Origin of the sequence: Acidovorax sp. (assembly GCF_022763525.1) — a bacterium.
In the GTDB taxonomy this organism is placed as follows: domain Bacteria; phylum Pseudomonadota; class Gammaproteobacteria; order Burkholderiales; family Burkholderiaceae_C; genus Acidovorax.
The window spans coordinates 1-12,630 of the sequence record NZ_JALEGG010000050.1 but is presented as its reverse complement, the minus strand read 5'-3'; the positions used below and the strand labels follow the sequence as shown (position 1 = coordinate 12,630).

Here is a 12,630-nt window from a genome sequence, read left to right as displayed (position 1 = left end):
GCTGGGGTTTATCACCGACATTCCGCTCGATACGTACCAAGCCACGCTGCCGCCCATGCTGGAAGGCGAGTTTGAGGAAGACCTGAGACCACTCATGCACGCGACCGTCGTGCGTGATGGGCGGATCGTCTTCGAAGCCCTTGCGATGAACGACGTGGTGGTGAACCGGGGCGCAACGTCGGGTATGGTGGAGCTGCGGGTCAACGTGGGGGGATATTTTGTCGCCAACCAGCGGGCGGACGGTCTCATCATTGCATCGCCCACGGGCTCGACTGCCTATTCGTTGTCAGCTGGCGGCCCCATGCTGCACCCATCCATTCCGGGGTGGGTCCTTGTGCCCATCGCGCCGCACACGCTGTCCAATCGCCCCATCGTCCTTTCAGACGCCACGGAGGTCTCGGTGGAGGTGGTGAGTGGCCGGGACGTCAGCGCCAACTTTGATATGCAGTCGCTGGCCTCCCTGCTGCACGGAGACCGCATTCTGGTAACCCGCTCCGAGCACCGCGTGCGTTTTCTTCACCCCCGCGGATGGAACTACTTTGCCACCCTGCGCAAGAAGCTGCGCTGGAATGAGGGGGGCTCCTGACATGGCGCTGCGGCGAATCACCCTGCGTGACTTTGTCATCGTTCAATCCCTGGAGTTGGAACTGGGCGCAGGCTTTACGGTCTTGACCGGGGAAACCGGCGCAGGCAAATCCATCCTGATTGATGCGCTGCAGCTTGTGTTGGGCTCTCGCGCGGATGCCGGGGTCGTTCGCGAAGGTGCCAACAAGACAGACATTTGCGCAGAGTTCGACTGCCCCGACCGGCTCCATTCGTGGCTGGAAGAAGCAGGGTTCGACATAGACGATCTCCTGCTCCTGCGACGGACTGTGGATGTCCAGGGAAAAAGCCGGGCATGGATCAACGGCACGCCAGCCACTGCGGCCCAGCTGCGGGCCTTGGGTGAAATGCTGCTGGACATCCACGGACAGCATGCATGGCAAAGCCTCACCAAACCCGACTCTGTTCGCGGTTTGCTCGACGCGTTTGCGGGCGCCGCGACAGACGATGCGGAAGCCTGCTGGACCCGGTGGCGCGCTGATCAGAAGGCGCTTGAGCAAGCCCGCATGGCCCAGGCGACCTTGCAGCAAGAGCGCGAGCGATTGCAATGGCAAATCGGTGAGGTGGAAAAGCTGGCGCCTGGCGACGGCGAATGGGACGAGCTTGAAGCACAGCACAAGCGCCTCTCGCACGCCCAGGCACTGTTGGATGGAGCGGAGGGCGCTCTCAATGCCCTGCAGGGCGACGATGCCGGTGCCTTGAGTGGGCTCTCGCGTGCCCATGCGCTTCTGCAGGGCCAAGAGCACATCGAACCTGAGTTTGCAAATCTTGCGGACATTCTTTCATCCAGCCTAGCGCAAGCAGGCGATGTGGTGCACTCCCTGCAGTCGTACCTGCGGCATGCGGAAATCGACCCACAGCGCTTGGCGGAACTGGACACCCGCATTGCTTTGTGGATGACGCTGGCTCGCAAGTACAAGCGCACTCCCGCAGAGCTCCCGATGCTGCTGCGCAGTTGGAAGGAAGAGCTGCTGCGGCTGGACGCAGCGACAGACCTTCAACAACTGGAGACCGCAGAGACGGCCAGCGCCAAGGCATACCACGCATCCGCACGCGCTCTATCTCTGCTGCGCACAAAGGCCGCACCGAAGCTTTCGCACGCCATCACACAGGCCATGCAAGGCCTGGGCATGGAGGGCGGGGTGTTCGAAGTGTCGGTCACGAAGGCACAGGACCCCTCGCCCAAAGGCATGGATGACGTAACCTTCCTCGTGGCGGGCCACCCCGGCATGACGCCCAAGCCAATTGGCAAAGTGGCCTCAGGGGGTGAGCTTTCGCGCATCTCGCTGGCCATTTCCGTAACGACCAGCGAACTGGGCATGGCCCCCACACTCATCTTTGATGAAGTGGACTCGGGCGTGGGCGGCGCCGTAGCGGAGACCGTGGGCCGGCTCATGCAGCAGTTGGGCTCGGATCGCCAGGTACTTGCGGTGACCCACCTGCCGCAAGTGGCGGCCTGCGCGCACCATCATCTGAAAGTGTCCAAACGAAAGGACTCTGCGGGCACTACCAGCACGGTTGTGGTGATACGGGATGAAAGCCGGGTTGCAGAGATCGCGCGCATGCTGGGAGGCGAACGCTCAACGAGCACCACCCTCGCCCACGCACGCGAGATGCTGGAGTTGGCACCCGCGCTGCCAGTTGGAGGCGACTGATGGCACTGGAAATCGTGCTGATCACCGGCATGTCGGGCTCGGGAAAGTCCGTGGCGCTCCACGCATTGGAAGATGCCGGGTACTACTGTGTCGACAACCTCCCCCCAGAGCTTTTGCCCGCCTTCGTTGCTCTGGAGCATCGCCATCACGGCAACCGGGTTGCCATCGCGATGGACGTTCGCAGCGCGACCTCCTTGCACCAGGTCCCACAGGAACTCAAGCGCCTTCGAAGCAACGGGGTTTCCGTGCAATCGATCTTTCTCGACGCCACCATCGACACCTTGGTACGGCGTTTTTCTGAAACCCGGCGCCGCCACCCTCTTTCACACGATGACTTGCAGCAGGGTCGCCGGGCGCTTGTGCAGATCATCGAATTGGAACGTGAACTGCTGGCAGAGCTGCGAGAGCAATCGCACGTCATTGATACCAGTACGATCAGGGCGTCTCAGCTCCAGAGCTATGTCAAGAGCTTGCTCGTCACGAGCCGGGGGCAAATGACCCTGGTCTTCCAATCGTTCGCCTTCAAGCGGGGGATTCCGATGGACGCAGACTATGTCTTTGACGTGCGGATGCTGCCCAACCCCCACTATGAGCCTTCGTTGCGCGAGTTGACCGGCCTGGACGAGCCGGTGGCGGATTTTCTGCGGCAGCAACCCGATGTTTCGCTCATGCAGGCGCACATTGAGCAGTTCCTCGCCCATTGGCTGGAAATGCTGGACAGAAATCACCGCAGCTATGTCACGGTGGCCGTCGGGTGCACTGGCGGCCAGCATCGCTCGGTGTACTTGGTAGAAAGATTGGCGGCGGTTTTAAGCAGCCGCTGGGCCACACTCAAACGGCACCGGGAACTGGATGGAAGATGAGGCGTAACCGCTGTTCACCACAGCTGCGCCTGCGTTGATCCGAGCAACTTGCGGACAGGGGTGGGCAACCCCATGGAAGGCCACTCGTCCGGACCAAACCAAGCGCCGTCCACCGCCAACTGTTCCGGAAAGCACCCTGTCGCCAGGTGCGGGTGAAGGTGCAAATCCCGATGTGTCAGCACGTGAAGAAATGGCTGGAGATCGCTACAAACTATGGCCGGCGCTTCGCCCACGTTGGCAAGAAACGCGTCCGCCGACGCGGCATCCGCAAAAACTGGTACGCAATACATCCCAGCCCAGATTCCCGAGGCTGGCCTGCGTTGTAGCCACACGCGGTGGTCCGGGTCACGCAACACCAGCAGGTGCCAGGACTCCGATCGGCGTATCAACCGGCGAGTCCTTACAGGATACCGCTCGGGGTCCCCTCGCTCAAATGCTGCGCAGCGTGCCATGAGGGGACATCGCACGCATTCCGGTGCGCGCGGCGTGCAGACCGAAGCGCCCAAGTCCATCAGTCCCTGGGTGTAGCGCGGCATGCTGGTCTCTAGATCATTTTCCGGCAATAGCGCTTGTGCAGCACTCCAGAGCAGGCGCTCACTCTTTGCAAGTGCAACGTCTTCCTCAAACCCCAACACCCGCGTCAAGACTCGCCGAACGTTGGCATCCAGGATGGGCACACGTTCAGAAAAGCAGAAGGCGGCTATCGCTCCAGCCGTGGATCGCCCGATGCCCGGCAAGGTTGCCAGCATTTCGGCCGTGCGTGGAAACTCACCCTCATGGTGCGTCACCACCTGCTGGGCGCAACGGTGCAGATTGCGAGCGCGGGTGTAGTAGCCAAGTCCGCTCCACAGGCCCATCACTTCATCCTGGCTCGCGTGCGCCAAGGCGGATACATTGGGAAAGCGGCTCAGGAACCGCTCGTAGTAGTCGAGCACCGTTGCAACCTGCGTCTGTTGCAACATGATTTCCGACAACCATACCCGATAAGGATCGCGGGTCTGTTGCCATGGAAGGTGATTGCGCCCGTGGGATGCCTGCCAGGCAACGACCAGTTCGGCAATCCCCTCTGTTTGCGACCTGCTGCTCATGCAGGCAGGGGATCGCCGCCCGTGGTCACGGCATTAACGCCCGGCAACGCAATCAGCTGGGCAGTCAGTTCCTGCAACCTGCGCTCCAACTGTCCCAGTTCTTCCTCGTTGGCTTCGATTTCAGAAATACGCTCCACCAACCCGCTGGCCGCCTGCTGGATGCGGTCCACCGCTTCAATGCGGCGCGAAAAACTGCGGCGGCGTTCCCGCAACTGCGCGTCCAGCTGCGCCGTGGCGGACTTGCTCCACAGTTCCAGGTCATTGGCCGCCGATTCATACACCGTTCGCAAACGCATGGCCAACGCACGAACCAGGCGCTCAGAGAACTCGGGCTGCGCCAGCTTCAACGCATTGCTCATGCCCAGGTACTGGAGATGGCTCTGCTCGATCTGGTTCAAGTCCTGGATAAAGTGCTCGAGTTGCGGCGGCGCTGGCACTTGCAGGGAAAAGCCGAACTCGGCGTTCAGTTGCCGGAAGGTCCCCCCCAGCATGGCCTGGATTTCAGTCCCCGACGCCTGGGCTTTGTCCAGCGTAGCGCGCAGGCTGTCAAAAGTCTGGAGGTAGATCTTCTTGACCCCCAGTTTGAGCCCCTTCTGCTGCAGGGTTTGGGCCAGTTCGGAGAGTTCTGCCTTCAGGGCCTTGGCGCCTAGCTGCTGGAACACTTCGCGAAGCAGCTTCAGATGCACGGCGCGTACCGCCTGTATTTTGGACGTGCTCAAATCAAACTCGCGCTGCTCCTGCTCGATACGGTGACGCATCGACTCGATCACGGACGCATTTTTGCCCCGGAGACTTCGCAGCTCAGCCATCTGGTCATCGAGGTCCCTCCGGCGAATGTTGATGACCCGCGACGTCTCAACGCGCAAGTTGGACACCCCATTGGCCACCGCCGCGCGCAAAATGGACTGCCGCCGGCCCATGATGCCCTTGGCCAATACCTCTTCGAGAACCGGCAAGCCACTGCTCTCCAGCAAAAGATCATCGGCCGTGATCTTGGCCACCAGTCCTTTTTGCGCAGAAACGGGTACCACCCGGTCCAACGGAATGCCCAGCACTTCTGCCGAGGTCCGACACTGGCGCTCTAGCTGTGCCTGCACCTGCTCGGCGGAGTTGAGCGTGTCCCAGAGCGTGTCGATCTTGTTGAGCACCACCAGTCGGGCGTCCACGCTTTCCACCGAGGTAGCAAGGTGCTCACGCCAGATCGACAAATCGGACCGGGTGACACCCGTGTCCGCTCCAAGAATGAAAACGACTGCATGCGCTTGCGGAATCAGATTGACGGTGAGTTCCGGCTCGGCACCCACGGCATTGAGCCCTGGCGTATCCAGAATCACCAGCCCTTGCTTGAGCAAAGGGTGCGGGATGTTGATAAGGGCATGGCGCCATTTGGGCACTTCCACCAACCCATCCGCATCGGGAACCGGATTCTCGTCAACCAGATCGTCGTGCCAAAAGCCCAACGCTCGCGCATCGTCCAGGCTGACCTTGCGCACTTCCGATACCTTTTCCAGCGCCTTGGCGATCTGGTCAGCATCCCCAACGGTCAGGGGGATTTCCTCCCAGCGGTCGGTCTTGACCCGCCACTCCGCCAAGCTTTGCATCTGCAGGCGGGTTTCGATGGGCAGCAAGCGCAGGCTTGGGGGCGAGCTGGCGTCGTAACCGAGCTCCGTCGGGCACATCGTGGTGCGCCCTGCACTGGCGGGCATGATGCGTCGACCGTAGTCTGCAAAGAAAATCGCGTTGATCAGCTCGGATTTGCCACGCGAAAACTCTGCCACAAAGGCCACCATGACCTTGTCGCTTCGGACTTGGTCCTCCAGCCGCTGCAGCCGCTCCTGAACGGCAGCGTCCATCAGCTCATGGGAGGCCATCCACTCAGCCAGCCGCTTGAGTTGATGGGCGAACTCACGTCGCCAGACGCCGTGCTGGTCGAACTGTTCGTTGAAGGAAGGTCCCACTTTGCTCCCGGAGATCTATAGACGACCCGCCAAGCGGGTAAACACAAAATATAGCATCGAGTGTCCACCCAATCCCAGAAGGCCCGTGTCTGGGAATTCCCTGCACGAATCCCGCTGAACAAGCGTCCGCTTCGGATCTGGAGCCGCTGCAAGGCGGCAAGCACAGCAACTATTGCGAGCATTGGCAGCATCGCAGCCCGCCCCAGCCCGCAAATGCACACGTCGCGGTGATTCTTGCAAAGGACCCCTAGCGATCAAGGGCGCTGGCATCCCTGGCAGAAGTAAGTGCTACGCTGCCCCTGCCGGATGGCTCGAATCAGCCCGCCACACACCAGGCACGGGGCGCCTTCACGGCCGTAGACGTTGGCCTGGGTCTGAAAATGTCCCGCAGAACCGTCGGCGCTTGAAAAGTCCCGCAGCGTGCTGCCGCCCATTTCGACGGCCCTGGCGAGGACGGACTGGATGGCGGCGTGTAGTTTCTGCGCGCGCTGAGGGCCAATACGCGACGCCACGGTGGTCGGCCGGATGCCAGCGAGGAAAAGCACTTCCGATGCGTAGATGTTTCCAACCCCCACCACCAGCTTGCCACTCAATAGCAACTGCTTGATGGGCATCCGGCTCTTTTTCAGGCCGGCCCGAAACATCTCCAGGGAAAACCCCGCTGACAGCGGCTCCACGCCCAGCGTACCCAGCAGCTTTGCTGCGACAGGGTCCTGCTCGGCCCTGGCATACACGACCGCCCCAAAGCGGCGTGGATCGTGCAAACGTAGCGTTCCCTGGGTAGTCACCAAATCGAAATGATCGTGGACACCTGCAGGGGGGAGATCGCTGGCAAATCGGAGGCTGCCGGACATTCCCAGGTGGATGAGAACCACCCCGTCACTGATGTCGGCCAGAAGATATTTCCCTCGCCGACGCAGCCCCTCAACCCGCTGCCCTACCAAGGTGTCGGGCGCACAGCCCAACGGCCAGCGCAAGGGCTTTCCCAGATAGACCGCCGCGATGCGAGCGCCGGTAATGCCGTCGGCAAGACTTCGGCGAGTCACTTCGACTTCAGGTAACTCGGGCATACAAAGACCACGACATCGAGTGAACAGGCATGGATTATTATGGCCCGATGGTGTTATTTCAGAGCTTTCGGATCGCTTCACTGGCCGCGGTGATGGCGCTGGCAATGCATGCTGCAGGGGCGCAATCGGTGGGCGCAGAGGCGAACTCTGCCGAGAACCAACCAGCGGTGGAATCCAACCCGGCTCTTGACGCAGAGCTCTTCTACGAGATTTTCCTGGGAGAAGTCAGCGCGCGGACCGGTGATCCGGGAGCCGGTTATGCATTCATGCTTGAGGCTGCGCGTCGCAGCGCTGATGGGCAGCTCTACCAGAGGGCGGCCGATATCGCACTGCAGGCGAGATCAGGGGATTACGCCCTGGCAGCCGCAAAGGCCTGGAAGGAAGCGCTGCCCGAGTCCCGGGAGGCAAACCGCTACGTGCTTCAAATCTTGGTGGCGCTCAACCGGATTGGCGAAACGCCCGATTTGCTGCGTCAGGAACTGGCGCAATCGTCACCGCGCGCCAAGACATCCACGCTGGCCGCGCTACCGCAGATGTATGGCCGGGCTAGTGATAAGGTGCTTGCCGCCAAAGTGGTGGAAGCCGCACTGGTGGATGAACTCGTGCACCCCGCTACTGGGCCGCTGGCCTGGGTGTCGTTGGGGCGCATTCGATTGGCGGCAGGATCCAAGGCTGGCGCCTTGGAGGCAGCCCGGAAGGCACAGGCCCTGGACAAGGCCAATGAGGGCGCCGTCAGGTTGGCACTGGAGCTACTGGAAGAGAACACCCCGGAGGCCGAGCCCCTGGTGATCGAGTCACTCGCTGAACGGTCCGTACCAGAGCTTCGGATGGCGTACGCACGCGTGCTTCTGGGCCTGCAACGTTACACCGACGCTGCCCGGCAGCTCGAACTCGCAACGCAGGAAAAGCCCGATCTGGTAGAGCCCTGGTTGGTACTGGCGACTCTTCAGCTACAGGACAACCGCCTCGCAGCCGCGGAAGCTGCGCTCCAGCGCTTCATGGATCTCGTCTCAGCAGCCCCCGATGCCGAACTGCGCCAGAAAGGGCTGACGCAGGCCTACCTGCTCCATGCCCAGATCGCCGAGAAAAAGCAGGACTTTGCGGCTGCAGAAGCGTGGCTTGCGCGCATCGACAACGCGGAAGAAGTCTTCACTGCACAAACCCGGCGCGCGTCCCTGCTCGCACGCCAAGGCAAGGTCGACCAGGCACGGGCGCTGCTGCGCTCCCTGCCTGGCACTACGCTTGACGACAAGCGCACTAAACTTTTGGCAGAAGTGCAATTGCTGCGCGAAATGCGTCTCTACCAGGAGGCCTACGCTATCCAGGGAGAACTCGTCGCCCTGGCACCCGATGACACCGAACTGGTCTATGACCGGGCGATGCTCGCTGAGAAGGCGGGCCAGCCCGACACCATGGAGCGGCTGCTGCGGGAAATCATTGCAAAGAAGCCCGAGCACTACCATGCCTACAACGCGCTCGGCTACTCGCTCGCGGACCGCGGCGTGCGTCTCGCCGAGGCCAAGCAGCTGATTCTCAAAGCGCTGGAATTCGCACCCAACGACCCCTTCATCGGCGACAGCCTGGGGTGGGTCGAATTTCGGATGGGCAATCTGGCGGAGGCCCGGCGACTGCTCGAGTCCGCCTACAAGGCACGCGCCGACGTCGAAATAGCAGCCCATCTGGGCGAGGTGCTCTGGACCCTGGGCGACAAGGAAGCCGCCATGCGGATCTGGAAAGAAGGCCAGCGCACAAGCCCCGACAACGAAACGTTGAAAGAGACCCTGAAACGGCTGGGGGCCAGCCTTTGACGCCAGACCAACTGCTCGCGGCGGTGCGAATGGCTGGGTGCTTTCCGGTGCGATCGCGCCTCTTGCGCTTTCCTCTGTTCCTTGCGCGGTTCGTGCGGCTGCTCGTGTGGTGCGCTTTCCCGCTCTGGTTGCTGGGCTGCGCGCAGCCTCCGCAACAGGTCGCCGGCAGACAAGACGCTTGGAGTGGCCGCATTTCGCTGCAAGTGGACGGCCAGGCGTCGCAATCGTTCTCTGCGGCATTTGAACTGTACGGTGACGTCCGGAAGGGTGGGCTGGTACTGATCAGCCCATTGGGCAATCGCCTCGCACAGCTGGAATGGCAAGATGGCCACGCGCAATTGGCGACCGCGCAAGAAACGCGGACCTCGCACTCGCTGGACGCGCTGCTGGAAGACGTGACAGGCACGCCAATCCCGGTCGCAGCCCTGTTTCAGTGGCTCAAGGGCGTGCATTCAACCACGCCCGGCTGGCGCGCCGACCTCTCCAACCTGGAGCAGGGAAGGCTGGTAGCCCACCGCGATGAGCCCGCACCACAAGCCACCTTGCGCCTCGCACTGACGCGCTAACCTCTTCCTTTTTTGTGTCTCCAGTGGCCATGCATTCGCTGTATGACGTGCCTGCCCCGGCAAAGCTCAACCTTTTTCTACATATCACCGGCCAACGCGCCGATGGATACCACTTGCTGCAGTCTGTCTTCATGCTGGTGGACTGGTGCGACACACTGCATTTCGAGCGCAGCAGGAATGCCACCGTCACGCGCGAAGATCTCGGTATTGCCTTGCCGGAAGTCGACCTGACCTTGCGGGCAGCGCGTGCCCTCCAGGAAGCCACCGGCTGCAGCCAAGGTGCGCGCATCGGCGTTCTCAAGAGCATCCCGTCGCAAGCTGGGATGGGCGGCGGCTCGTCGGACGCGGCGACCACCCTCCTTGCGCTCAATCGGCTCTGGGGACTGAACCTGCCGCGCGCTGCACTGGAGAGGATCGGCCTGACCTTGGGTGCCGATGTCCCGTTTTTTTTACGTGGACACAACGCGTGGGTAGAGGGAATTGGTGAGACAATCACGCCGCTTGAGAAAAAGCACCAAGTACCGCCAGCACGCTTTGCCATCGTGAAGCCTGCAGCAGGCCTGGAGACAAAAACAATTTTTTCGTCACCAAGTTTGAAACGCGATTCAGATAGTGCTACAATCTTAGGCTTTGCTGCAGCACACTTTGACTTCGGTCGAAATGACTTGCAGCCAGTCGCCCAGGCACTTTGCCCGCAGGTTACCGAAGCCATCGAATGGCTTGCTGAACGCGGTTTGCAAGGCAGGATGACGGGCTCAGGCAGTGCAGTGTTTGCGCAAATGCCACATGCGATAGATTTGAACGGAGCCCCGGCGGGCTGGCAGGTCAAAGCATGTGAAAATCTGATGATTCATCCACTGGCGGGATGGACATGAGAAGCGAATTAAGGTGAGCTGCCTTCGGCAGTTGACCTGTGTAGGGGAGTCGCCAAGCTGGTTAAGGCACCGGATTTTGATTCCGGCATGCGAAGGTTCGAATCCTTCTTCCCCTGCCAAACATCTTCTCGCATACGGGCTTTTTTTCAGATTGCTGGGACTCTCATGCAAGCCAACCAACCCGACTTCATGGTTTTCACCGGCAATGCCAATCCTGGCATGGCAGCTGAAATTGCCCAACACCTCGGCACCCCTCTGGGCGCTGCCGATGTGGGCCGATTCTCCGACGGTGAAGTCACCGTTGAAATCAAGCAAAACGTCCGTGCACGGGATGTTTTCGTGGTGCAGTCCACCTGCGCACCCACCAACGAAAACCTGATGGAACTGCTGATCATGGTAGACGCGCTCAAGCGCGCTTCTGCCGAGCGCATCAGCGCGGTGATCCCCTACTTCGGCTATGCCCGCCAAGATCGCCGGCCACGCTCCACGCGCGTTCCCATCACCGCCAAGGTGGTGGCCAACATGCTCCAGGCCGTGGGCGTCGCCCGTGTGTTGACCATGGACCTGCATGCCGACCAGATCCAGGGCTTCTTCGACATTCCCGTCGACAACATCTATGCATCGCCTGTGCTGCTGGGCGACCTGCGCCAGAAGAACTACGAAGACCTCATCGTGGTGTCGCCCGACGTGGGCGGCGTGGTGCGCGCCCGTGCGCTGGCTAAGCAACTCAACTGTGACCTGGCCATCATCGATAAGCGCCGTCCGAAGGCGAATGTGTCGGAAGTGATGCATGTGATCGGCGAGATCGAAGGCCGCAACTGCGTGATCATGGACGACATGATCGACACCGCCGGTACGCTGGTAAAGGCGGCCGAGGTGCTCAAGGAACGCGGCGCCAAGAGCGTGTATGCCTATTGCACGCACCCTATTTTTTCTGGTCCTGCCATCGAACGCATTGCACAGGGCACGGCCCTCGATGAAGTGGTCGTGACCAACACCATCCCGCTGAGCGACAACGCCCGTGGATGCGCCAAGATTCGCCAACTCTCCGTGGCCCCGCTGATCGCAGAAACGATCCAGCGCATTGCCAAGGGTGAGTCGGTGATGAGCCTGTTCTCGGACCAGGACAACCTGTTCTGACCTGCTCCCGCTGGGAGTGGGCGGAACCGGTAGCGCACAAGCCTCCCTCGGGAGGCTTGTTGTCTGTTCGGGAACACCAGTGGTGGGCGGCAAGCATGCCGCACGCCTTTTTTGAAACAGAGGACGACTGGTCGCGGTCGCCTCTCTCCAGGAGCTAACTATGAACTTCGTCGCTTTTGAGCGCGCCAAGCAGGGTACGGGTGCGAGCCGCCGTCTGCGCAATTCGGGCAAGACGCCTGGCATCGTGTACGGTGGTGCCGCCGAGCCCCAACTGATCGAGGTGGACCACAATGCCCTGTGGCACGCCCTCAAGAAGGAAGCTTTCCACTCCAGCGTGCTGGACATGGAAGTTGCCGGCAAGACCAGCAAGGTGCTGCTGCGTGACGTGCAATACCACCCCTACAAGCAACTCGTGCTGCACATCGACTTCCAGCGCGTGGACGAGAAGACCAAGCTGCACATGAAGGTGCCACTGCACTTCTCGGGCGCTGAAGAATCGCCCGCCGTGAAGGTCGACAAGTGCATGGTCAACCCCGTCGTGAACGAACTGGACGTGACCTGCATGCCTTCGGACCTGCCCGAGTTCATCGCAGTGGACCTGTCCACGCTGGAAAAGGGTTCTTCCCTGCACCTGAAGGACATCAAGCTGCCCAAGGGCGTGACGCCCAAGGTGCGCGGCGGTCAGAACAACAACCCCGTGCTGGTGTCGGTGGTGCCTCCGGTGGTGGTCGTCGAGACCCCTGCGGAAGCCGCACCTGCTGCCGATGCCAAGGGCAAGGGCAAGGGCAAGAAGTAATCGGCCCGTTGCCGGACCAGCTTCTTCCTCAAGGTCATCCCGCATCGCGGCCCTGACCTGACCTTTGACGGCCCACCCTGCGTGGGCCGTTTTCATTGGGGCGCTGCGGCAGCGTGCCGCGCTCAGGAACGCGCGCGCCGTAAGCGCCCCCTCCCCGTCACCCGTTCGGCCTCCACTCCAGCGGCGGGCGCCCGCCCCCCTCCCGCGC

The 12,630-nt window shown here is 61.5% G+C and carries 11 protein-coding genes and 1 tRNA gene; 9 read left to right on the top strand and 3 right to left on the bottom strand.

All coding sequences use genetic code 11. The features are described from left to right. From ppnK to rapZ, 3 genes are all read left to right on the top strand, one after another. Nucleotides 1-586, top strand: a 586-nt coding sequence (gene ppnK / locus MRY84_RS03650) for an NAD(+) kinase (protein ID WP_291504395.1), incomplete at its 5' end; no start/stop codon positions are given. Nucleotide 587: 1 nt separating this feature from the next. Beyond that, complete coding sequence (recN, locus tag MRY84_RS03645; RefSeq protein WP_291504394.1) at nt 588-2,258, top strand: DNA repair protein RecN; 1,671 nt, start codon at nt 588-590, stop codon at nt 2,256-2,258. Continuing rightward, nucleotides 2,258-3,121: an RNase adapter RapZ gene (gene rapZ / locus MRY84_RS03640; RefSeq protein ID WP_291504393.1), complete on the top strand. Its 864-nt coding sequence runs from the start codon at nt 2,258-2,260 to the stop codon at nt 3,119-3,121. Before recN ends, rapZ begins: the two co-directional genes overlap by 1 nt. A gap of 14 nt (nt 3,122-3,135) precedes the next feature. Here the strand turns inward: rapZ and mutY are convergent, their stop codons facing one another. The 3 genes from mutY to mutM form a co-directional block, all read right to left on the bottom strand. Next, entirely contained in the window at nt 3,136-4,209 is a 1,074-nt protein-coding gene (gene mutY, locus MRY84_RS03635) for an A/G-specific adenine glycosylase (protein ID WP_291504392.1), read from the bottom strand. After that, on the bottom strand, nt 4,206-6,167 hold the full coding sequence (locus tag MRY84_RS03630) for a dynamin family protein (protein ID WP_291504391.1): 1,962 nt from the start codon (nt 6,165-6,167) through the stop codon (nt 4,206-4,208). The genes mutY and MRY84_RS03630 overlap by 4 nt, the downstream gene beginning before the upstream one ends. 254 nt (nt 6,168-6,421) lie before the next feature. Then, the gene (gene mutM / locus MRY84_RS03625; RefSeq protein ID WP_291504390.1) at nt 6,422-7,237 is read right to left on the bottom strand and encodes a bifunctional DNA-formamidopyrimidine glycosylase/DNA-(apurinic or apyrimidinic site) lyase; all 816 of its coding nucleotides are present in this window, start codon (nt 7,235-7,237) and stop codon (nt 6,422-6,424) included. Nucleotides 7,238-7,266: 29 nt separating this feature from the next. On the opposite strand from mutM, the gene MRY84_RS03620 reads away from it, so the two are divergent. The 6 genes from MRY84_RS03620 (at nt 7,267) to MRY84_RS03595 (ending at nt 12,422) form a co-directional block, all read left to right on the top strand. Beyond that, nucleotides 7,267-9,045 carry a tetratricopeptide repeat protein gene (locus MRY84_RS03620; protein ID WP_291504389.1) on the top strand — a complete coding sequence of 593 codons (1,779 nt, stop codon included), beginning with the start codon at nt 7,267-7,269 and terminating at the stop codon, nt 9,043-9,045. A gap of 92 nt (nt 9,046-9,137) precedes the next feature. Next, nucleotides 9,138-9,611: a lipoprotein insertase outer membrane protein LolB gene (locus MRY84_RS03615; RefSeq protein ID WP_291504388.1), complete on the top strand. Its 474-nt coding sequence runs from the start codon at nt 9,138-9,140 to the stop codon at nt 9,609-9,611. Between the two features lie 29 nt (nt 9,612-9,640). Further along, nucleotides 9,641-10,486 carry a 4-(cytidine 5'-diphospho)-2-C-methyl-D-erythritol kinase gene (ispE, locus tag MRY84_RS03610; protein WP_291504387.1) on the top strand — a complete coding sequence of 282 codons (846 nt, stop codon included), beginning with the start codon at nt 9,641-9,643 and terminating at the stop codon, nt 10,484-10,486. Nucleotides 10,487-10,528: 42 nt separating this feature from the next. Then, a tRNA-Gln gene (locus MRY84_RS03605) sits at nt 10,529-10,605 on the top strand. A gap of 46 nt (nt 10,606-10,651) precedes the next feature. Next, entirely contained in the window at nt 10,652-11,626 is a 975-nt protein-coding gene (locus MRY84_RS03600; RefSeq protein ID WP_291504386.1) for a ribose-phosphate pyrophosphokinase, read from the top strand. Between the two features lie 160 nt (nt 11,627-11,786). Continuing rightward, a complete protein-coding gene (locus MRY84_RS03595; RefSeq protein WP_291504385.1) occupies nt 11,787-12,422 on the top strand; it encodes a 50S ribosomal protein L25/general stress protein Ctc in 636 nt (211 codons plus the stop codon). Nucleotides 12,423-12,630 lie beyond the last annotated feature (208 nt).